Below are 22,008 nucleotides of genomic sequence, written 5' to 3' on the forward strand. Positions count from 1 at the left end.
AATGAACCGACACTGCCTGTTGTTGTGCCTGTTGGGGTTGTCCTTGCCGGCCAGTGCCATGGACCTGAAACAAGCCTGGGACCTGTTGCAATACCAAGGCCCTGTCTACCGCGCCGCCGAGCATGAAAAACAAGCCGGCATGGAGAACCGGGCCATTGGCCAGGCCGGCCTGCTGCCGCAGATCAATGCCACTGCCTACTACAACAAGGTCAATGGCACCCAGCACCAGAACAGCCTCGAGAACGATCTGGACTACGACTCCAAGGGCGCCAGCGTGCGCCTGCGCCAGCCGCTGTTCAACAAGCAGAAAATGGCTGAGTACCGCCAGGGCGAGCAGCGTGCCGACTACAGCGTCGCGGTGTTCGACGCCAAGAGCCAGGATGCTGCGGTGCGCCTGGCCGACAGCTACTTCGATGTACTTCTGGCCAGCGAAACCATCACCCTGGCCAAGGCCAAGCTGAACGCCTTCGAAGAGCAGCTTGCCTCGGCCAAGCGGCGGATGGAGCTGGGCGCCGGTACGGTGACCGACATCGACGAATCGGTCGCCCGTCGCGACCTGGCCGAGGCCGACCTGATCGAGGCGCAAGACAACCTGGTCAACGCCCGCCGCACGCTTGAGGAATACATCGGTGAAACCCCGGCATCGCTGACCACCCTGCAGCCGGGCTTCAGCACCCCGCCACTGCTACCGGGCAACCTGCAGGACTGGCTGGTCAAGGCCCAGGCCGACAGCCCGCTGATTCACGCACGCCGGCACAGCTATGAGCTTGCCGAAGAAGAGGTCAACCGGGCCAGGGCCGGGCATTGGCCGACGCTGGACTTTGTGGCGGGCTACACCGCAGGTAGCAGCCAGTCGATTTCAGAGCTGAATCAGCGCAACCAGTACAACTCGATCGGGCTGGAACTGAACATCCCGCTGTACAGCGGCGGCAGCACCAGCGCGCTGACCCGTCAGGCCAGCGCCAACAGCTCGAAAGCACTGGACGAACTCGACGCCACCCGTCAGGAAGTCATCTCGGGCACCACCCGTGAGTACCGCGGTGTGCAGAGTGGGGCCATGCGTATCCAGGCGCTGGAAAAGGCCGTGGCGTCCAACGAACGCTCGCTGACCTCGACGCGCAAGGGCTTCAAGGAGGGTGGTACCAGCACCAATTCGGATGTGCTCAACGCTGAAGAACTGCTGTTCGACGCGCGTCATGACCTGTTCGAGGCCAAGCTGAACTACCTGATGTCGCGCCTGCGCCTGGCGTCATCGGTGGGCAGCCTGGGGGATGATGATATCGAGCTGGTCAACGACTACCTGGGGCCGGAACTGATGGTCAGTAAGTGATGGCGGCTAGGTGCCTGTCTTGGGTTTGGAGGTGGGGCGCAGATCGAGCGCCGCCCGCGCGGCGCATCGCGACGCAAGGCCGCTCCTACATTTGTTTCGGGCCAGTGAGGCCAGTGGCATTTGCGCGCGACCGCCTTGTTTGTACGACGCGATATTGAGGGGGCACCAAGGGGCCGCGCGCCAATGCCCCAGGAATAATTGGCCCGAAACAAATGTAGGAGCGGCCTTGCGTCGCGATGCGCCGCGCGGGCGGCGCTCGACCTGATAGGCGCTGAAAATGCCAAGCCAGGCACCTGGTGGCCCCGCATACAGTCTCAAGGCATCCACAACCCCCCTTAAAAAAGCCACGGCCATTCTGGCCTCAGTCGCCCGTGCGGCACGGGTCCTGGGTAAGTAACTTTGATTGGTATTTCTGAATCACCACATTAGCGTCAGCGCGCAAATCAAGTTCAATGTCTCGGCCAGCGTGTAGCCCCCAAGGGGCCGCGATGGCGGCCTATGCTTGAACCAACCCACTGCTGCGGACACCCTCATGCCCAACCCCGAAGATACCGTGCTGCACAGCTGGCAGCACAACGCCCAAGCCTGGATCGACGCGGTGCGCAGCGGCGCCATCGAGAGCCGCCGCCAGGTTACCGACCAGGCCATCCTGCTGGCCATTCTGGGCCGCCAACCCGAGCGCGTGCTGGACCTTGGCTGTGGTGAAGGCTGGTTGCTGCGGGCACTTGCCGACCGCGGCATCGAGGCGGCCGGGGTGGATGGCGATCAGACTCTGGTGGCCGCCGCACGCGCGGCAGGGTCCGCGCAGGTGCACCTTGCCAGCTACGCCCAGCTAGCCGAGGGCGACGTCAACGTTGGCCGTGACTATGACCTGATCTGTGCCAATTTCGCGCTGCTGCACCAGGACATCATTGCACTGCTGGCAGCACTGAAGGGCTTGCTGGCACCCGGTGGTGCTCTGGTGATCCAGACATTGCACCCCTGGAGCGTGGCAGCGGGCGATTATCAGGATGGCTGGCGGGAAGAGTCGTTCGCAGGGTTTGCCGGGGCCTGGCGGCCGATGCCGTGGTATTTCCGCACGCTGGCCAGTTGGCTCAATGCATTGGACATGGCCGGGCTGCGCCTGGTCAGCCTGCAGGAGCCGCAGCACCCGCAAAGTGCGGTGCCGCAGGCGCTGCTGATGGTGGCCGAGGGGCGTTGAGCCTACGCCGAAGGATCTTCGACGAGTGCAGCCACACGCCCCTGCTGACTCAATGAAACATGAGTTCTGAGGCAGTTACAGGACCGGCTTGCGCGCCACCCCGCTGCGGGCCTTGGCCATCGCCGCCAGGCGCACGGCGACGTTGGCTGCGCCATACCCGGCATAGCCACCCTTGCGCTGGATGATCTCGAAGAAGAAACGCTCCTCGAACGGTTCGGTGTAGACGTGGAACAGCTCGCCACCCTGGGCATCACGGTCGTACAGCACGTTGTAGTACGCCAATTCGCTGAGGAACTCGTCGTCGAAGTCGAAACGCGCTGCCAGGTCGTCGTAGTAATTGAGCGGAATCTCCAACAGCGGTACACCGGCCAGCTTGGCGCGCGCTACTTCACGGAAGATGTCGTCACAATCGAAGGCGATGTGATGCACACCCGAGCCGCGATAGCTGGACAGTGCATGGGCAATGGCCGTGTTGCGGTTCTCGGAAATGTTCAGCGGCAGGCGCAGGGTGCCGCACTGGCTGCGCAGGGCACGGCTCTTGACCAGGCCGTAAGGGTCCGGCAGCACCACTTCGTCGTCGGCAGCGAAATCGAACAGGCTCTTGTAGAACAGTACCCAGCTGTCCAGCGACTCGGCCGGCAGCGCCAGCGCCATGTGGTCGATACGGCGCAGGCCACCGCTGGCATTGGCGGTTTTGTCCAGGCTGAAGTCGGTGTCGTACAACGTCTGGCCAGCGCTGCCCGGCTCTACCAGGTACAACAGGCTGCCATCAGGTGCCCGCACGGCAGGCACTTCACATTCATTGGGGCCGACCAGGCCGCGGAACGGCTGGCCGCGGAAGGCGGTGGCGCGCTTCAGCGCAGCCTGCTGGTCCTTGACCCGCAACGCCGTGGCGCACAACGAAGGCCCGTGCGCCTCGAAGAAGTTGTGGCCGAACGAGTAGGGTTCGGCATTGAGGACGATGTTGATGTCGCCCTGGCGCAGCAGCTGCACGGCCTTGCTGCGGTGTTTGCCGGCATCGGCAAAGCCCAGGCGTTTCAGCCAGCTGCTCAGGCGTGCGCCCACCGCCTCGTCGACGGCGAACTCGAGGAATTCCACGCCGTCGTAGGCGCTGGCCGCAGGCGGGGTAAACAGCACGCCCGGCTCCACCGCCACGGCCTCCTGCTCCAGGCGCAGGCGGGTCTGCTCTTCGAGGTACAGCAGCGAGCGCAAGCCGTCGGCGGCGTTCTGCCGAGGCGGCGCGGCGCGGAAGCCGTCGTTGAAGATTTCCAGTGACAGCGGGCCGCGATAGCCGGTGGTAAGGATTGGGGCGAGGAAGCCGGCCAGGTCCATTTCGCCCTGCCCCGGGAAGCAGCGGAAATGCCGGCTCCACTCCAGCACATCCATGGCCAGGATCGGGGCGTCGGCCATCTGCACGAAGAAGATCTTGTCGCCAGGGATGTCGCGGATCGCGCTGGGGTCGCCCTTGAGCGACAAGGTATGGAAGCTGTCGAGAATCACCCCGAGGGCCGGGTGGTCGGCTTGGCGCACCAGGTTCCAGACCTGCTGGTAGGTATTGACGTGGCGGCCCCAGGCCAAGGCTTCATAACCGATGCGCAGGCCTCGCTGGCCGGCATGCTCGGCCAACAGGCGCAGGTCATCCACCAACAGCTGTTCGTCGCCCAGGGCGTCGGCCTGAACGTTGCTGCACACCAGCACCAGGTCGGTACCCAGTTCCTGCATCAGGTCGAACTTGCGCTCGGCGCGGTCGACGTTCTTCTGCAGGCGCTCGCGGCGGCAGCCTTCAAAATCACGGAACGGCTGGAACAAGGTGATGGCGATGCCCAGGTCGGCGCACATCTGGCGAACCTGGCGCGGGCTGCCAGCGTAGTAAAGCAGGTCGTTCTCGAAGATCTCGACGCCGTCGAAGCCGGCGGCGGCGATGGCTTCGAGCTTTTCCGGCAGGGTGCCGCTCAAGGACACGGTGGCAATCGAACGCTGCATGGCGGGATTTCCTTGTTGTTAGAGGACGACGGCGCAGGAAACCTACTGTGACAGTACCTGGCACGATCGATTATTCGCAGGTAAAGTCGCCTCATCAATCCCTTTGTACGGAATGGTTAGTTTTGTGTTCGATTACCGAACAAAACCCGATTTCGCGAATTGCTACACCGCCAACCCGTGGTCAACATGAAACCAGACGCAGGCACACCGACCGATGCCCTTTGCCAAGACGGTCGTTCGGCAGAACCTGCGCTGACAAGCCCAACGTCACAACATAATAAGTTCAATAAAACCGGGTACCGACCTATGAACACTGCTCTGGCCTTGCGTTCCGCACCTGTCTCCTGGCTGTCTGTCACGGCCTTGGCGCGGAATACCCCCGCACTTCACGTTTGACCCCACTCCCGAGATAACCCCACGTTCGCCATGCGCCGTGCGGGAACCAACAAGAACAACGGAGACAACGATGGCTCACTCCAGCTCTCAAGCCAAGAAAGCGACCGCCAGTGGATGGATAGGCTCGGCACTCGAGTACTACGACTTCTTCATCTATGCCCAGGCTGCGGCCCTGATCTTCCCGCAGATCTTCTTCCCCAATACCGACCCCAAGATGGCGATCATCGCCTCGCTGGCTACCTACGGTGTCGGCTACCTGGCCCGCCCGGTCGGGGCCTTTGTGCTCGGCCACTGGGGTGATACCCGCGGGCGCAAGAACGTACTGCTGCTGTGCATGTTCCTGATGGGCCTGTCGACCATGGCTGTGGGCCTGCTGCCCACCTACCACGACATCGGCATCCTCGCCCCCGTCTTGCTGGTGGTGCTGCGCCTGATCCAGGGCTTTGCCGTGGCCGGCGAGATTTCCGGGGCCAGTTCGATGATCATGGAGCATGCGCCATTCGGCCGACGTGGCTACTACGCCAGTTTCACCCTGCAAGGCGTGCAAGCCGGCCAGGTTCTGGCGGCGGCGGTATTCCTGCCACTGGCCTACTTCATGCCCAGCGAAGCCTTCAATGACTGGGGCTGGCGCATTCCGTTCCTGATGAGCGCCGTGGTGCTGATCGCCGGCTTCATCATCCGTAAGGAAGTGCACGAGACGCCTGCGTTCGTGAAGGAAGAGAAGCAGGACAAAGTCGCCAAGTCGCCGGTCAGCGAGGCCTTCCGCCATAGCTGGAAACACATGGTGCTGGTGATGTTCATGGCACTGATGAACGTGATTCCGGTGGTCGCCACCATCTTCGGCGCGGCCTACGCGGTGCAGCCGGCCTATGGCATCGGCTTCGACAAGAGCGTGTACCTGTGGATCCCGGTGGTCGGCAATATCGTTGCGGTGCTGGTGATTCCTTTTGTCGGCAACCTTTCCGACAAGATCGGCCGTCGCCCGACCATGATCGCCGGGTGCCTGGGCTCAGGCCTGCTGGCCTTCGTCTACCTGTATGCGATCAGCATCCAGAACGTGCCGCTGGCCTTCGCCGCCTCGATCGTGATGTGGGGCATGGTCTACCAGGGCTACAACGCGGTGTTCCCAAGCTTCTACCCCGAGCTGTTCCACACCCGTTACCGTGTTTCGGCCATGGCCATTGCGCAGAACATCGGCACCATGCTGACCGCCATGTTGCCCGCGCTGTTCGCCATCGTGGCACCGCCAGGCTCGGACAACATTCCGCTGGTGGTCGGTAGCATGGCGTTCTTCATCACCTGCATCTGCGCCCTGGCGGCGTACATTGCACCGGAAACCCACCGCATGGCGATGGAAGACCTGGGCAATCCGCAGGCCAAGCCGATGGACAAAGAAGCGTATGAGGCCAGCCGTAAAGGTAGCCTCCAGACCGTAAGCCACTGATAGACCGTAGGGGGCCGCTTTTGCGGCCCCCTGCATTTTCAGCCCTTGACCACTGCCTGCAGCCCCCGCCACAGTTTCTCGACATGCTCACGCTCGGTAGGCAGCGCCCCCACCGACACCCGCACCATCCACCGGCCATTCAAGGTTGCCGGCGTCACATAGGCATCCCCAGACGTATTGAGCCGCTCGGCCCAGCCGCGGGTATGCGCATCCAACGCCTCCCCTTCCAGCCCCGCCGGCCGATGCTGGATGCACAACGTCTGCAATTGCACCGGCGCCAGCAGTTCCCAGCCCGGCGTCGCCTCGACCTGCTCGGCAAGCCACTGGGCATTCTCCAGATCACGCCGCAAGCGTGCCTGCAGCGCTTCGACACCCTCACTGCGCAACATGAACCACAGTTTCAGCGCACGGAACCGGCGCCCCAGCGGGATGCCCCAGTCGCGCAGGTTCTTCACCTCGTCATCCACCGCCGACTGCAAATAGCTGGGGTTGGTGCTCATCACGCGGATCAGGTGCTGCGGGTCGCGCACGTAGTAGATCGAACAGTCGAAGGCCACGCCCAGCCACTTGTGCGCATTGACCACCACCGAGTCGGCCAGCTCGATGCCATCCCACATCCAGCGGCACTCCGGCAGGATCATCGCCGAGCCGGCCATGGCCGAGTCGACATGCAGCCACAGGCCATGGGCCTGGGTGATTTCACCGATCGGGCGAAGCGGGTCGAGTGCGGTGGTGGTAGTGGTGCCGGTGGTCGCGACCACCGCACACGGCTGGTTACCCGCCGCCAGGTCCTGCTCGATGGCTGCTTGCAGGGCAGCCGGCTGCAGGGCGAAGCGCTCGTCGGTGGGGATCAGGCGAATGTTGTCACGGCCAAAACCTGCCAGCAGTGCGGCCTTGTCCACCGAACTGTGGGCGTGAGCGCTGACGTAGACGATCAGCGGCTTGGCCTGGGCCTGCAGGCCGCCACGCACCAACGCGTAACCGCTGGCACGTTCGCGGGCGCAGATCAGCGCCACCAGGGTACTGGTCGAGGCGGTGTCCTGGATCACCCCGCTCCATTGCCCTGACAGGCCCAGCAGCTGGCGCAGCCAGTCAAGGGTGGTTTCTTCCAGTTCGCTCAAGGCCGGGCTGGACTGCCACGACAGGCCCAGTACGCCCAGGCCGGTGCTGAGAAAATCACCCAGCACTGACGACAACGTGCCGTTGGAGGGGAAGTAGCCGTAGAAATCCGGGTGCTGCCAATGGGACAGGCCTGGCATGACCAGTTTGTTGACGTCGTCGAGAATCGCCTCGAACGGTTCGCCCTGCTGCGGGGCACATGCTGGCAGGGCTGCCTTCAGGTAGCCGGGCTCGACCTGGGCCATCACCGGGCGGTCGCCCACGGTTTGGCGGTAGTCGGCGATCAGGTCGATCAGTTGGTGGCCGTACAGGCGGAATTGTTCGGGGGTCACGGGCGGTCTCCTTTGGGCAGTTTGCTGCCTTTCAGTCTAAGTGCCGCCTGCCCCCCAATGAACCCCGCTTCGCGCATACCTCCTATGGCGTTGGCGCATGCCCACCGTGCACGCCGAACTGCGACTGGCGCCACAATTCGAACACCCGGTTGCGCAACCAGCGGTGCTCGGCCGAGGCCTGCAGGCGCTGGTGCCAGACCACCCAGTAGCGCTGGCTGTGGTCGATAAAGCCCAGGGGCCGCCAGGCCAGGTCATGCAGGCGGCACAGTTGCCGGGCAATGTGCTCGGGCACCGTCGCCACCGCCTGGCTGTTGCCGATCACCTGCACCGTGGCGGAGAAAAACGGCACTTCCAGGCTGACCCGCCGCTGCAGGCCCTGGGCGCGCAAGTGGCGGTCGATGAAGCTGTCCTTGTCGCCACCACCGGAGATACGCACATGCTTGTGCGCCAGGTAGTCCGCCTGGCTGAGCGTGTGATGGGCTGTCAGCGGGTGATCGCGGCGCATCAGGCAGACGGCGCGATCCTCACCGAGCAAGCGACCATGCAGGTTGGCGGGCGACTCGTCGAACAAGGTGGTGGCCAGGTCGATTTCGCCGCTGGCCAGCAAGGCATACTGGCCGGCTTGCCAGGTGCGGTATTCGAGGCTGACGCCGGGAGCTTCGTGCTCCAGCGCCGCCACCAGCAACGGCAGCATGTGCTCGGCGACGTAGTCGGAGGCCGCCAGGCAGAAGCGCCGTTCGCAACGGGCCGGGTCGAACACGGCCGGTTGGCGCAGGGCCTGGAGTTCTTCGAGTACCTGGCGCAGGGGTTCGACCAACGCTTCGGCATATTCGCTGAGCACGTAGCCACGGCCTTGGCGCACCAGCAGCGGGTCGTCGAAGGCTTCGCGCAGGTGGGCCAGTTGGCGGCTCAGGGCCGATTGGCTGACGCCCAGGCGCTCGGCGGCGTGGCTGAGGTTTTTCAGCTGCAGCAGGTGGTCGAGGGTACGCAGGTGGGCGAGGCTGAGGGAGGCGAAAGTTGGGTTCATGGGTGTTCGTCTCCGGGCCGCAGGCGAGGGCTGCGCCCTCGTTTCGCGACACAAGGCCGCCCTACAGGTACAGCGCTGTACCAGTAGGAGCGGCCTTGCGTCGCGAAAGGGCCGCCAAGCGGCCCCAGAGGCACAAATCAGTCAGTCAGGCCGACATAGACGTTCTGCACGTCATCGTTCTCGTCGATCGCCTCGAGGAACGCCTCGACCTCGGCCAACGCCTCAGCGCTCAGGCTGGCAGCACTCACCGGGTTCTTCGGCGTGTAGCCGATCTTTGCCGAGACCACGGTAAAGCCATGCTCCGGCAGGGCCTTCTGCACAGCGTCCAGGTCGGTGGTGTCGGTGATGAACAGGGTCGAACCCTCTTCTTCGCCTTCCTCGAAGTCCTGGGCACCGGCTTCGATGGCGGCCATTTCCGGGTCGGCATCGCCGTTCGGGGTGGCTTCGATCAGGCCGACGTGGTTGAAGTCCCAGGCCACCGAGCCGCTTGCACCCAGCTGGCCCTTGCGGAACAGCACACGCACCTGCGCGACGGTACGGTTGATGTTGTCGGTCAGGCACTCGACGATCAGCGGCACCTGGTGCGGTGCGAAGCCTTCGTAGCTCACCGCATGGTACTGCACGGCATCACCGTCCAGGCCAGCACCTTTGCGGATTGCCCGATCCAGAGTCTCGCGGGTCATCGAGGCCTTCTTGGCCTGCACGATGGCCAGGCGCAGGCGCGGGTTCATGTCGGGATCGGCGCCCGATTTGGCAGCGATCTGAATCTCTTTTGACAGCTTGCCCATGACCTTGCCTTTGGCATTGGCCGCTGTTTCTCTATGTTTGGCTTTCCACTGTGCGCCCATGTCGACTCTCTTGTTTCAACGGCCAGTTCAGGAAGCGACCGGCCAAAAAGTGGGTGCAGTTTATACGCCCTCGGGCCTGTGATCGACAAAAAATCTTATGCTTTGTCGGCCTTGCCGGCCGCCGCCGCGAAACGCGCCAGGCGCACATCCAGGTGCCGTGGCCGTTGCCCGCGGTCCTCGGCGCGCTCCTTGCGACGGATGGCATTGCGCACCATCAGCGAGCCCAGGTAGCGAATCGGCTCGGGCGGGAACAACCCCAGCGGGCCGTTGACCAGCGGCGAACGGGACCACGGGTTGTCCAACCCCAACGCCAGCGACGAGAGGATCTGCCCGCCCATGTGGCACGGCCCGACGCCGCTGCCGGAATAACCAAAGCCGTAGAACACATTGCCCTGCCCGTCCAGCCGGCCGAAGAACGGCAGGCCGGTCACCGAGCGGTCCGACGGGCCGTTCCAGCTGGCCGCCAGCGGCACCTCGGCCAGGGCCGGAAAGAACGCGCCCAGGCTTTCGCGCAGCAGCGGCCGGTACGGCGAAGGCTGGTCGAACACCGGCAGCATGCGCCCGCCATAGGCGAAAGTATTGCCGCCCTTGCCGAGCATCAGCCGGCCATCGGAGGTGTTGTGGTAGTAATGCACGAAGATCCGCGAGTCGAGCACGCTGACGCCGTTGTTCAAGCCAATTTCGCGCAGCAGGTCGGGGCACGGCTCGGTGATCACCATGTCGCTGGAGACGATGGCCACGCTGCGCTCGAACTGCGGGAAGGCCCGCGCCATCCAGGCATTGAGGCCCAGCACCACGCGGTCGGCGCGCACCGTCCCGTGGGCGGTACGCACCTGCACTGGCGCGCCGTGTTCCAGGCTGGCCATGGCCGTGCCTTCATGGATGCGCACCCCGCGCTGCAAGGCCACACGGCGCAGGCCACGCACCAGCCGCCCAGGCTGCACGGTGGCGGCCGCCGGGGAGAACCAGCCTTCCAGGTGCCGCGCCGAACCGGCCAGGCGCTGCACAGCCTCCAGCGGCAGGCGTTCGAATGAGTTGATGCCCTGCTGCGCCAGCGCCGCGATCACCGCATCGGTCGCGCCCACCTGGGCCTGGTTGGTGGCGGTGTACAGGGTGCCGTCGAGGCGGTAGTCGCAGTCGATGCCATTGGCCGCGCAGAACGCACCAATGGCCGCGATGCTGCGCTCCGACTCGCGCACCAGGCGCACCGCCTCGGCCGTGCCGAACAAGCGTTCGAGGGTGAAGTACTTGGCCGACCAGGAAAGCGCGCAACCGCCGTTGCGCCCACTGGCACCTGCGCCGCAGATGTCTGCTTCGATCAGCATCACGTCCAGCGCCGGCGCCGCCTCCTTGAGCATCAGTGCAGTCCAGAGGCCGGTGTAGCCCCCGCCAACGATGCATACGTCGCAACGCGCGTCGCCTTGCAGCGGCGCGCATAGCGCATCCTGCTCCGAATCCAGGGCCTGTTGCAGCCAGAAGGGTCTCATTCGCTCGCTTTCCTTTAGGTACGCAGTGGCTTGATCGCCATGCTGGTGTTGGGTGCCACGTCATTGGCTTCGGCCAGGCTGGCAGGGCGGCTGTTCCAGTGCGGCAACAGCACCAGGGCCGAGAACAGTGCGCAACCGGCGAACACGATGAACACCGTGACGCTGTCGAAGTAACCGGGCAGCAGGCCGCCAAGCACCGCCCCCACCGAGCCGCAACCATTGACGAAGCCCGCGGCAGTGGCACCGGCCTTGGCCGTACCGAAGTCGATGGCAGCCGCGCCGCTGATCATCGAATCCGGCCCGTACAGGGTCAGGCCCATGACAAACAGCAGGCCCACCACCATGACGACGCTGCCGCTGTGCATGGCCGCCATGAACGCCGCCAAGGTCACCGTCAACAGCAGCAAGCTGATCACGCAGGCCGGCATGCGCCGCGCGCCGAACAGTTTGTCGGAGGCCAGGCCAATCATGATCGGCCCCAACAGCCCAGCCAGCTCGAAGGCGGTCGGGATAATCGCCGCGCCGACCTTGCCCACCGATGGCATCTGCTCGAAGACGATTACCGGCCCCCACAGCAAGATGGCGTAGCGCGCCGGTTTGAGCAGAAAGTAGGCCAGGCCCAGGGTCAGTACCGTGCGGTTGCGCATGATCTCGCGCAGTGGCGCCCAGACGCTGCACAGGTTGGCGCCCGGCGCCATGCTTTGCGGCTCGGGTTCGACGGCGGGCAAGCCGACGTCTTCAGGTTTGTTGCGCTGCAGGAAGAAGAACAGCACGGCCACCAGCGCGACCACGGCGGCACTGGAGTAAAACGCTGCGTGCCAGGTACCGACCAGGGTGTAGGCCCACCAGCCAGCAAACGGCGAGGCCACCAGGCCGCCGAAGGCATAGCACGAGCTCCACAGGCCCAGCACCCGGCCGCGCTGCGCGGCGGGGAAGAAACTGCCGATGTTCTTGCACAAGCCGGCCCAGCCGGTGGACTGCGCCAAGCCCTGGATCAACATGCAGGTGGCGAAGATCGGGAAGGTCGCGTAGCTGCCCATCACCACGGCCGCCGCCGCCGAAATCAGTAAACCGCCGAGCACCACCACGCGGGGGCCGAAGCGGTCGGCAAGCATGCCCCAGGTGAACTGGCCCACCGCATAGGCAGCCAGGTAGATGGCATCGAGGTTGGCCATGGCGGCCTTGTCGAGCATGAAGCTTGGGTCTTCGGCGATACCCAGCTTGGCCACCGAGAAGGCCTTGCGGGTGAAGTAGAAGGCGGCATAAGCCAGCCAGGTAATTGCGAAAATCTGCATACGCCAGCGTTTGAACGTGGCTAGGGAATGGTTCATGTGAGTCTGACCTCTTGCTCAAGTGTGCCGGCAGAATGTGAAGAAACGCCTGTCTTGTTCTTGTGTTGCGCACAGCGATGACGGTGGCCCGTCATCGGGTCAGATGGCGCTGCAAGAGCACCATGGCCCGGCTGGCGCTTGTGGCACCAGCGTTGGGCTGAGAGCTATGGAAACAGCTGGTGACTGATAAATAAAATCGATTTATTGTATTTCACACATAAGCTCAGCTTGTTACTGGAGTCGTCATGTCGGTCTCACACGCTCAACTCAAGGCCTTCCACGCGGTGGCGGTTCACGGCAGCTTTACCCGTGCGGCGCAAAAGCTGTTTCTTACCCAGCCGGCAGTCTCCGACCAGGTGCGCAAGCTCGAAGAGCGCTTTGGCGTGCTGCTGTTTCACCGCAACAAGCGCTCGGTGCAATTGACCGACCTGGGCGAGCGCCTGCTGGGCATCAGCCAACGCCTGTTCGCCTGCGAAGCCGAAGCCCTTGAGCTGCTGCAGGACTCGCGCGCCCTGCACACCGGCAGCCTGGTGCTGGCGGTGGATGCACCGGTGCATGTGCTGCCGCAGATCGCCCGGTTCTGCCAGCGCTACCCGGGTATCCAGGTGAAGATCGAGACCGGCAACACCGATGAGTCGCTGGCCCGGCTGTTCAGCTACCAGGCCGACCTGGCACTGCTGGGGCGGGATGTCGACGATGAGCGCCTGCATTGCCTGCCACTGCGCCGCGACCCGATGGTGGCGTTCGTTTCCCATCACCACCCGTGGGCCAGCCGCGGCTCGATCAGCCTGGCGGACCTGGATGACACACCGCTGGTGCTGCGCGAGCCTGGGTCGGTGACGCGACAGACGCTGGAGGAAGAGATGCAGCGGGCCGGCTTGCGGATTCGGCCGGCGATCCAGGTAGAGGGCCGGGAAGCGGCACGTGAAGCGGTGGTGGTGGGGATTGGCGTGGGGGTGGTGTCGGCGGCGGAGTTTGGCGCCGATGCGCGCGTGTGTGCGTTGCCGATCGTCGATTGCCAGCGGCACTTGACCGAGACGCTGGTGTGCCTGAGCGAGCAGCGTACACGGCGGGTGGTGGCGACGTTCTTGCAAATGGTGCAGGAAGGGTTGTAAATCCGCTCCATCGCTTCCCGCTAACGCAAAGCTCGCGTCACCCTACCGCCTGGATAACTGCCAATGCTCTTTCGCCTGACCGCCGACACGCTGGTGCTGCTGCACCTGGCCTTCATCCTGCTGGTGCTGTTCGGCGGCCTACTGGTGCTGCGTTGGCGCCCTGCCCTGCTGCTGCACATTCCAGCCCTGGCCTGGGGCCTGGCGGTGGAATACCTGCACCTGGGTTGCCCGCTGACCAGCTGGGAAAACCGCATGCGCAGCGCCGCTGGCGATGCGGGCTACCAGGGCGGCTTCGTCGAGCATTACATCTGGCCGCTCATCTACCCCGCCGGCCTGACACCACAGACCCAGTTGCTGCTGGGCACCGTGGTGTTGCTGCTCAATGTCGGCATTTACGGTTACGTGCTTTGGCGCTGGCGCCGCCCTACCGGGTAGCGATCACGAACAACCGCGGGAACGGCAGCAATACCTTGCCGTCGGTGGACGGCGGGTAGTCGCGCTGCATCGCCTGCAGGTACATCTGCAGGAAGCCTGCCTGCTCGTGCTCGTCCAGCCTGGCCAGGTAAGGCCGCAACGCCGAGCCCTTGAACCACTCCACCACGGCTTCGGCGCCACCCTCCAAGGGGTGATGGTAAGTGGTACGCCACACATCCACCCGCGTGCACAGTGGGCTGAGCAAGTCGTAATAGAACGCCGCATTGTGCCTGGGCGGCAGTTGGTAGTCGGCAAACTTGGCGGCCCACGGGCCTTGGCTGGCGATCTCGCGCAATTGCCGGTGCGCCGGCTCGTCGAGGTTGTCTGGGGTCTGCACCGCCAGGCTGCCGCCCTCGCTCAACTGGCTGACCAGGTGCGGGTACAGCGAAGCATGGTTGGGCACCCATTGCAGCGAGGCATTGGCCAGGATCAGGTCCTGTGCTTGCGGCGCGGTCCATTTGCCAATGTCGGCAATGGCGCAGCGTACCCGGGGCACACACAACCGTTTGCGCTCACGGGCCTTGTCGATCATGTCGGGGTCGCTGTCCAGCGCCATTACCTGGGCATCGGGGTAACGCTGCAGCAGCACTTCGGTGGAGTTGCCCGGGCCGCAGCCCAGGTCCGTGGCATGACGCACCGGGCGTTGCGGCACGGCGGTCAGCAGGTCGCGTACGGCGCGGGTGCGCTCATTTTCGAAGAGGGAATACTGGGTGGCGGACCAGGCCATGTGCGGCTCCTTTGGGCGGGCAATGCGCTGAGCATAAGCCATGTGCTGCCTGTTAGGGGTTCCTCGCAGGCCGGAACTGACTGCCTATGCTTGAAGTCAGTCCTTACATGCGCATGCCTATGAAAACATACCTGGCCCTGGCCATCCTGACCCTGATCGCTGCCGCCGCCCTGCTCGGCTCACCCTGGATGAACCAGCGCTTCCACATGCCTGACCGGCATGCGAGTGAAAAAAGCCAGGCCCTGAACGCAAAAACGGCCGGGTCCCCAAGGGAGCCGGCCGTTTCGAACAGCGACTAAGGCTTAGTGGCGCTTGGCGCTGCGGATCTGATGCACGACGCCCATGGCCACCACGACCGCCGCAGCGATGCCGGTGGAGATCACCAGGATCTGGTAGTCAGGCATGAACGCCATGGTCACCAGGGCGGCCACGATGAACGCGATCACCAGGTAGGTCAGCCACGGGAACAGCCACATCTTCAGGCGGACTTCCTTGCCTTCGGCGATCAGCTTGCGGCGCATGCGCAGTTGCGAGAAGGCGATCACCAGGTACACCAGCAACGCGATCATGCCGGTGGTGTTCATCAGGGTGTCCAGCACGTCTTTCGGGCGCAGGGTCTCGCTGAAGTTGATCAGCGCACACACTACCGCCACGGCGCACGAACCCATGATCGCGTACACCGGTACGCCGGTGCCGGCGCGGGTGATCTTGAAGAACGACGGCGCATCGCCACGCTGGGACAGCGAGAACAGCATGCGCGAGGCGGTGTAGTGACCGGAGATCAGGCAGCTGCTGACCGAGGTCAGGACCACGAAGTTCATCAGCAACTCGGCATACGGCACGCCCAGCAGCTCCAGGGTACGGCGGTAGGCGCCATAGCCCGAGACGCCCAGGTGCGGGTCGTTCCACGGTACCAGGCAGACGATCAGGAAGATCGAGCCGACGTAGAACAGGCACACACGCCATACCACCGAGTTGGTGGCCTTGACGATCTGTGCGGCCGGGTCCTTGGCTTCGGATGCCGCAATGGTCACGATCTCGGCACCGAGGAAGGCGAACATCACCCCAAGCAAGGCACCAATCACCGTGGTGATGCCGTTAGGCATGAAGCCTTCTGCGGTCAGCTGGCTGATGCCGCGCACTTCACCAAACTGCCAGACGTTCATCACGGCGGCGGTGCACACCACCAGGAAGCAGACGATGGCGATCACCTTGATCAAGGCGAACCAGAACTCGAACTCACCGTAGTGCTTGACGTTGAAGAAGTTGACGGTGATCAGCAGCAGGGTCGTGGCCAGCACGAACACGTTGACACTGACGTCAGGGAAGAAGCCGTGCAGGATCTTGCCCGCCACGTAGGCTTCCCACGCCATGAGGATTACCCAGTACCACCAGTACAGCCAACCGATGGTGAAACCGGCCCAGCGGCCAATGGCGCGGTCGGCGTAGGTGGAGAACGAGCCGGTGTCAGGCGAGGACGTCGCCATTTCGCCGAGCATGCGCATGATCAGCACCACCAGGATGCCGCCTGCCAGGTAGGCCAGGACAGCGGCCGGGCCGGCGCTGTGGATCACGCTGCCGGAACCGACGAACAAGGCGCCGCCGATAACCCCGGCGATCGACATCATCGTCAGGTGGCGCGACTTGAGGGAGGCACTGAGCTTGCTCTCGTGCCCGCCTTTCGCGGTGGTGGTTGTGGATGTTGCGTCCATCAGTTGTGTACCCCGTGCTTCTTTTTATCCAAGGAAAACTGTGAGGCCCCGATGGCTAGCGGCCTCACCTGTACATCAGTGCTAATGCGGGCAGGATGGTGTGAACAAACACACGCAGGCCATCCATGGCGGCCTGCTGACGCGCCCGAAGGTTTGCCCTTCGAGCGAACTGAACATGCTTTATGTGGCGATATCCGACACCTAATGTAAAAATGTCCGACGCAGAGAGCCATGCACAGTGGCATGAATCTCGCACTGCACTGTACAGGCCGCCCATGCAATACACCTTGCAGGCGCCTGGCGCCAAGCACCCTGAAGGCCCCCGAATGTTCGAATTACATCCAGACTCCCCAACCCCGCTGGTCAACCAGATCATCGATGGACTGCGCGAGCTGATCGACAACCAGACGCTCAAGCCTGGGGCCAAGGTCCCGTCTATCCGCGCCTTTGCCGCGACTTACTCGGTGAGTACCTTTACCGTGGTCGAGGCTTATGATCGTCTGGTCGCTCAGGGCCTGCTGGTAAGCCGGGGCAACGCGGGTTTTTTCATCAATCGCGCGGCCGGCGAGTTGCTGGAAAAACACAATGCCGAGGCCGACACCAGTCGACCAACGTTCAACTCTGAATGGTACCTGCAGCAGATCTTCGAGATCCGCCAACTGCCGTTCAAGCCCGGCTGCGGCTGGTTGCCCAATGACTGGATGTACGAAGACGGCCTGCGCCGCGGGTTGCGCCAGGTCGCCGGGAGCCCGCTGGAGCTGTCTGGCTATGGCGACCCTATGGGCCTGGCAGAACTGCGTGCGCTGACCGCGCAGAACCTGCAGCAGGAGCTGTCGATTGTCGCCAACCCGGCGCAACTGATGCTCACCCACGGCGCCAGCCAAGCCCTGGACCTGGCCGCGCGCACCCTGGTACGCCCAGGTGACGTGGTGCTGGTGGACGACCCCGGCTACCCCAACCTGATGAGCATCCTGCGCACCCAGGGCGCGACGCTGGTCGGCGTACCGCGCACGCCCAACGGCTACGACCTCAACCAGCTGGAACAACTGCTGGCGCACCACAGCCCGACGGCCTTCTTCACCCAGCCGCACCTGCACAGCCCGACCTGCTCACGCACCCCGCTGCCGCAGCTGCACCGTTTGCTGCAACTGGCCAGCCAGCATGGCTTCCGCCTGGTGGAGAACAACCTGTACGCCGACATGGTCTCCGAGCCGCAGCCATGCCTGGCCAGCCTCGACCACCTGCAGCAGGTGGTGTACGTGGGCAGTTACTCGAAGAGCATTTCGCCCAACGTGCGGGTTGGCTACATGATGGCCAACCCGGAGCTGATGCAGAAACTGGTACACCTGAAAATGCGCTCGGGCCTCACCACCTCGCAGGTGATGGAGCGCGTGGTGTATGCCGCGATCATCGACGGGCGCTGGCGCAAGCACCTCAAACGGCTGCGCCAGCGTTTGGCCGAGGCGCACCAGGAAGTGGGCCGGCACTTGCATCGGCTGGGTTTCGAGTTGTTCACCGAGTCGGACGAAGGGATGTACATCTGGACCCGGCATCCGGCGATTCCGGATAGCGCGGCGTTGCTGGACGATGCGCTGGAGCAAGGGATCATGCTTGGGCCTGGGCAGTTGTTCATGGTGGATGCCAAGGCGACGGGGTGGATGCGGTTCAATGTGGCGTTCAGTACCGACCCTGCGATGTGGGAGTTGTTGGAGAAGGTGCTGGTGAAGCATGTGCGGCGGGGTGGGGTTTAGTGGGTTTAGGGCTTGCCATGGCATTTGCAGCGCCTGGAAGATCGAGCGTCGCGCGGGCGGCGCTCGATCTCCCAGGCGCTGAATTTGCCGTGGCGAACACCTGGCAGCCCTGACACCCACCCAAACCCTAACGCCAATCCACCCTATCCCCAAAAAACGCCTGCGCATTCGCCTCCAAACTCTCCAGGTGATACCCCCCCTCCTGCACTATCACACACGGCAAGCGCAGCGCCCGAACCCGCTCACCCAACGCCGCAAACCCATCGGTGGTCACCGCCACCTTGCTCTGCGGGTCCAGCTGGTAGATATCGAACCCCAACGACAACACCAGCACCTCGGCACCAAAGTCCTTCACCGCACTCAGCGCAATCTCAAGCTGATTCATGAAATCCGCCTCACTGGCCCCGTGCGCCATCGGCAGGTTGAGGTTGTAGCCCTCCCCCACACCCTCGCCGCGCTCGTCCGCGAACCCGGCCACCCCCGGGTAGAAGTTGGTCGGGTCACCGTGCACCGACACATACAGCACATCATTACGGTCGTAGAAAATCTCTTGAATCCCTTGCCCATGGTGCATGTCGGTATCGAGGATCGCCACGCGGCGATAACGGCCGCGCAAGGCCTGGGCCGCGACGGCGGCGTTGTTCAGGTAGCAGAAGCCGCCAGCCGCATCGAAACGCGCATGGTGCCCCGGTGGGCGGCACAGCGCATAGGCCGCAGGCTCACCCCCGAGAATGGCCTTGGCGGCGGCCACTGCGCTTTGCGCCGACCAGTAGGCCGAGCGCCAGGTGTTCTCACCCACGGGGCAACTGCCGTCGGCCAGGTAGCGGCCAGCCTGGGCGAGAATGCCGCGCAGGGCATTGGGCTCGCGCACGAAAATGTTGGACATGACCTCGTCGCCCCACTCCTCGGGCACTTCCTTCCAGCGTGCATGGGCCTCTTCGAGGAACGTCAGATAGGCCTCACCGTGTACCGCCTTGAGCGGGCCCAGGCCGGCATCTTCGGGCTGACGAATGTCGAAGCCAAGGTCCTTGGCCGCCTGCAACAGGCGCTGGGCACGCTCAGGGACTTCCTGCGGGGTACGCATGGCGCCGCGCGAGTAGTAGCTGCGCGGGTGGTGCAGCAGCTGTTCGGGGTGAAAGTAGCAACGCATCAGGCTTCTCCTTGTTCGACCCGGCCGGCACGGGCCAGCACGGCGTTGAGCAGTACATCGGCGCCCTGGCGGGCATCGTCGGGCAGCACGTCTTCAGCCTCGTTGTGGCTCAGGCCACCGACGCAGGGGATGAACACCATGGCTGTCGGGCAGTAACGGGCGAGCAGAATAGCGTCGTGGCCAGCGCCACTGACAATCGCCTGCTGGGCATAGCCCAGGCCGTCCACGGCCTGTTGCACGGCGGCCACACAAGCGGCGTCGAAGGGCGTCGCCGGGCTCATCCAATGGCGCTCGATGCGTACCTGCAGGCCACGCTGCGCGGCGATGGCCTGCAGTTTCAGACCAAGCTCTTGCTCCATCGCCTCAATGGCCTGGTCACGGTGGTGGCGCAAGTCGACGGTGAAGCGCAGTACACCTGGGATGGTGTTGCGCGAAGACTTGGCAATCGACAGCTCGCCCACCGTGGTCAGGCCTTGGGGGGCGAAATCGGCGGCCAGTTGCTCCACCGCCTGGATCATTCGTGCCGCGCCGTACAGGGCGTCCTTGCGCAGCGGCATCGGCGTGGTGCCGGCGTGGGCGGCCATGCCTTCGACCGTCACGTCGAGCCAGCGAATCGCCTGGCCACCACTGACCACACCAATGCATTTGGCGTTGTCTTCAAGGATCGGGCCTTGCTCGATATGCGCTTCAAAATAAGCATCGACCTTGCCGCCCAAGGGGCGCTGGCCGGCATACCCCGTGCGTTGCAGCTCATCGGCGACGCTGATGCCCGCAGCATCGCGAATAGCCAGCGCCTGCTGCAGGTCAAGGGTACCGGTGAACACTGCCGAGCCGAACATGGCCGGCGTGAAGCGTGCGCCTTCCTCGTTGGTCCACACGGCAATCTCCAGCGGCTTGCGAGTGCGGATGCCGAGGTCGTTGAGCCGGCGTACTACCTCAAGGCCCGCCAGCACACCGTACACACCATCGAAACGGCCGCCTTCGGGCTGGGTGTCGAGGTGGCTGCCCATCATCACCGGTGCAGCCTGCGCATCGGTGCCTGCGCGGCGGGCGAACAGGTTGCCGATGGCATCCACCGACAGGGTCAGGCCGGCCTCGCGGCACCAGTGGCTGAACAGTTCTCGGCCGGCCTTGTCTTCATCGCTCAGGGCCAGGCGGCAGCTGCCGCCACGGGCCGTGGCACCGACTTCGGCCATGGCCATCAGGCTCGCCCACAGGCGTTCGCCATTGCTTTTCAACATGTACAGGTACTCCAGATCGAATCGGGTGGATCAGGCCATTTCCAGCTGCTGACTACGGGTGTACTGGCGCGCCAAGGCCAGCACGCAGAGCAGCGAAATGGAGGCGATCAAGGTGTAGAACACCGCCATCGGCCACCACTGGCCGCTGAAGGTGTGGGCCAGCCAGGTGCCGATCAGCGGCGTCAGGCCCCCGGCAATTGCACCGCAGATCTGGTAGGCCAGGGAGATCGCGGTGTAGCGCACGCGGGTTTCGAACATGCCGCTGACGTAACCGGCGATCACCGCATAGAACGACGCCATACAGGCCGCCGCCAGGGCGATGCCAAGCACGATCAACGGGCCCTGGCCCGAGCTGACCAGCACGAACATCGGATACGGCGAGGCCATCGCCAGCAGTGCGACCAGGGCCAGGAAGCGGGTAGCGCCGACTTTCTCGGACAACCAGGCGGCCAGCGGTTGCAGGCAAAACTGGATGACCGCCACGAAGAACAGGCATTCAAGGATCAGCGAGCGATCCAGGTGCAACTGTTGGGTGGTGTAGCTGATCATGAAGGTGTTGGTGAAGTAGACCCCGGCAATGCCCAGGGTATTGGCACCGATGCACAGCAGCAGCGGGCGCCAGGCGGTGCGCAGCACTTCGAACACCGGCGCCTGCTCCTTGCGGTGGGCCTTTTCGGCCTGCTCGCGGCTGGCGATGAATTCCGGCGATTCGTTGACCCCGAGGCGGATGGCCAGGCCCACCAGCAGCAACAGTGCGCTGGCCAGGAACGGCACACGCCAGCCCCAGCTCATCAGTTGGTCTTCCGGCAGCCGGGTTACGGCGCCAAAGGCCAGCAGCGAGAGGATCAGGCCCGCCGGGCTACCCAGCTGGGCAAACGAGGCAAAGAAGTTGCGTCGACCCTTGGGCGCGTGCTCACCCGCCATCAGCACCGCCCCGCCCCACTCCCCGCCCACGGCGATGCCCTGGACGATACGCAGCACAATCAGCAGCACCGGCGCGGTGGCGCCGATCTGCGCGTAGGTCGGCAGCAGGCCGATGCAGACGGTGACGATGCCCATCATCAGCAAGGTGATGACCAGCGACTTCTTGCGCCCGATGCGGTCGCCCACATGGCCGAAGATGACGCCGCCCAGCGGGCGGGCAAAGAAACCGACGGCAAAGGTGCCAAAGGCGGCCATGGTGCTGAACAGGCTGTCGTCGGAGGGGAAGAACAACGCACCGAACACCAGTGCAGCGGCGGTGGCGTAGATGTAGAAGTCGTACCACTCGATCATGGTGCCGATGAACGCGGCGGCGGCGGCACGGCGCGGCTGGGGCGAAGCGGTGGGCTTCATGCTGG

18 protein-coding genes are annotated in these 22,008 nt (G+C 64.2%); 7 read left to right on the forward strand and 11 right to left on the reverse strand.

Going from position 1 to position 22,008, the window contains the following annotated elements:
• The first annotated feature begins 1 nt into the window (after window position 1).
• Together CKW22_RS13955 and CKW22_RS13960 are read left to right on the forward strand one after the other, a co-directional pair.
• Window positions 2–1,330 (forward strand): TolC family outer membrane protein, encoded by a 1,329-nt coding sequence (locus CKW22_RS13955; RefSeq protein WP_033697129.1) that lies wholly within the window; start codon window positions 2–4, stop codon window positions 1,328–1,330.
• Window positions 1,331–1,862: 532 nt separating this feature from the next.
• Window positions 1,863–2,531 carry a bifunctional 2-polyprenyl-6-hydroxyphenol methylase/3-demethylubiquinol 3-O-methyltransferase UbiG gene (locus CKW22_RS13960; protein WP_033697127.1) on the forward strand — a complete coding sequence of 223 codons (669 nt, stop codon included), beginning with the start codon at window positions 1,863–1,865 and terminating at the stop codon, window positions 2,529–2,531.
• A gap of 75 nt (window positions 2,532–2,606) precedes the next feature.
• Here the strand turns inward: CKW22_RS13960 and quiC are convergent, their stop codons facing one another.
• Window positions 2,607–4,514 (reverse strand): 3-dehydroshikimate dehydratase QuiC, encoded by a 1,908-nt coding sequence (gene quiC, locus CKW22_RS13965; RefSeq protein WP_033697125.1) that lies wholly within the window; start codon window positions 4,512–4,514, stop codon window positions 2,607–2,609.
• Window positions 4,515–4,980: 466 nt separating this feature from the next.
• Between quiC and CKW22_RS13970 the strand changes: the two genes are divergently transcribed.
• A complete protein-coding gene (locus CKW22_RS13970; RefSeq protein WP_033697123.1) occupies window positions 4,981–6,354 on the forward strand; it encodes an MFS transporter in 1,374 nt (457 codons plus the stop codon).
• A 38-nt stretch (window positions 6,355–6,392) separates the two neighbouring features.
• Here CKW22_RS13970 and CKW22_RS13975 read toward each other — a convergent pair whose 3' ends face one another.
• From CKW22_RS13975 to CKW22_RS13995, 5 genes are all read right to left on the reverse strand, one after another.
• Window positions 6,393–7,805, reverse strand: coding sequence for a DOPA decarboxylase (locus CKW22_RS13975; protein WP_033697121.1), 1,413 nt, complete (start codon window positions 7,803–7,805; stop codon window positions 6,393–6,395).
• A gap of 82 nt (window positions 7,806–7,887) precedes the next feature.
• Window positions 7,888–8,832: a LysR family transcriptional regulator gene (locus CKW22_RS13980; RefSeq protein ID WP_033697119.1), complete on the reverse strand. Its 945-nt coding sequence runs from the start codon at window positions 8,830–8,832 to the stop codon at window positions 7,888–7,890.
• Between the two features lie 137 nt (window positions 8,833–8,969).
• The gene (locus tag CKW22_RS13985; RefSeq protein WP_033697117.1) at window positions 8,970–9,680 is read right to left on the reverse strand and encodes a YebC/PmpR family DNA-binding transcriptional regulator; all 711 of its coding nucleotides are present in this window, start codon (window positions 9,678–9,680) and stop codon (window positions 8,970–8,972) included.
• A gap of 95 nt (window positions 9,681–9,775) precedes the next feature.
• Window positions 9,776–11,167: an FAD-dependent oxidoreductase gene (locus CKW22_RS13990; protein WP_095064249.1), complete on the reverse strand. Its 1,392-nt coding sequence runs from the start codon at window positions 11,165–11,167 to the stop codon at window positions 9,776–9,778.
• Window positions 11,168–11,181: 14 nt separating this feature from the next.
• Window positions 11,182–12,498 (reverse strand): MFS transporter, encoded by a 1,317-nt coding sequence (locus tag CKW22_RS13995; protein ID WP_033697113.1) that lies wholly within the window; start codon window positions 12,496–12,498, stop codon window positions 11,182–11,184.
• A 245-nt stretch (window positions 12,499–12,743) separates the two neighbouring features.
• Here CKW22_RS13995 and CKW22_RS14000 point away from each other — a divergent pair, with 245 nt between their 5' ends.
• Together CKW22_RS14000 and CKW22_RS14005 are read left to right on the forward strand one after the other, a co-directional pair.
• Window positions 12,744–13,613 carry a LysR substrate-binding domain-containing protein gene (locus tag CKW22_RS14000; protein ID WP_033697112.1) on the forward strand — a complete coding sequence of 290 codons (870 nt, stop codon included), beginning with the start codon at window positions 12,744–12,746 and terminating at the stop codon, window positions 13,611–13,613.
• A 63-nt stretch (window positions 13,614–13,676) separates the two neighbouring features.
• On the forward strand, window positions 13,677–14,048 hold the full coding sequence (locus CKW22_RS14005; RefSeq protein ID WP_033697110.1) for a DUF2784 domain-containing protein: 372 nt from the start codon (window positions 13,677–13,679) through the stop codon (window positions 14,046–14,048).
• Here the strand turns inward: CKW22_RS14005 and tam are convergent.
• Window positions 14,038–14,814, reverse strand: a complete 777-nt coding sequence (tam, locus tag CKW22_RS14010) for a trans-aconitate 2-methyltransferase (RefSeq protein ID WP_095064250.1) — start codon at window positions 14,812–14,814, stop codon at window positions 14,038–14,040. The genes CKW22_RS14005 and tam overlap by 11 nt on opposite strands.
• Before the next feature lie 107 nt (window positions 14,815–14,921).
• Between tam and CKW22_RS14015 the strand changes: the two genes are divergently transcribed.
• Window positions 14,922–15,113, forward strand: coding sequence for a hypothetical protein (locus CKW22_RS14015; protein WP_033699973.1), 192 nt, complete (start codon window positions 14,922–14,924; stop codon window positions 15,111–15,113).
• A 3-nt stretch (window positions 15,114–15,116) separates the two neighbouring features.
• On the opposite strand, the gene CKW22_RS14020 is transcribed toward CKW22_RS14015, so the two are convergent.
• Complete coding sequence (locus CKW22_RS14020; RefSeq protein ID WP_033697107.1) at window positions 15,117–16,526, reverse strand: amino acid permease; 1,410 nt, start codon at window positions 16,524–16,526, stop codon at window positions 15,117–15,119.
• A gap of 326 nt (window positions 16,527–16,852) precedes the next feature.
• On the opposite strand from CKW22_RS14020, the gene CKW22_RS14025 reads away from it, so the two are divergent.
• Window positions 16,853–18,277 (forward strand): PLP-dependent aminotransferase family protein, encoded by a 1,425-nt coding sequence (locus CKW22_RS14025; protein ID WP_095064383.1) that lies wholly within the window; start codon window positions 16,853–16,855, stop codon window positions 18,275–18,277.
• 127 nt (window positions 18,278–18,404) lie between these two features.
• Here CKW22_RS14025 and CKW22_RS14030 read toward each other — a convergent pair whose 3' ends face one another.
• The 3 genes from CKW22_RS14030 to CKW22_RS14040 are packed head-to-tail and all read right to left on the reverse strand — an operon-like array spanning window position 18,405 to window position 22,003.
• Window positions 18,405–19,427: a histone deacetylase family protein gene (locus tag CKW22_RS14030; RefSeq protein WP_033697106.1), complete on the reverse strand. Its 1,023-nt coding sequence runs from the start codon at window positions 19,425–19,427 to the stop codon at window positions 18,405–18,407.
• Window positions 19,427–20,668 (reverse strand): Zn-dependent hydrolase, encoded by a 1,242-nt coding sequence (locus CKW22_RS14035; RefSeq protein WP_033697105.1) that lies wholly within the window; start codon window positions 20,666–20,668, stop codon window positions 19,427–19,429. Before CKW22_RS14035 ends, CKW22_RS14030 begins: the two co-directional genes overlap by 1 nt.
• Window positions 20,669–20,698: 30 nt before the next feature.
• Entirely contained in the window at window positions 20,699–22,003 is a 1,305-nt protein-coding gene (locus CKW22_RS14040; protein WP_047582020.1) for an MFS transporter, read from the reverse strand.
• Window positions 22,004–22,008 lie beyond the last annotated feature (5 nt).

It is taken from the genome of Pseudomonas sp. Irchel s3f19, from assembly GCF_900187555.1.
Classification (GTDB): domain Bacteria; phylum Pseudomonadota; class Gammaproteobacteria; order Pseudomonadales; family Pseudomonadaceae; genus Aquipseudomonas; species Aquipseudomonas capeferrum.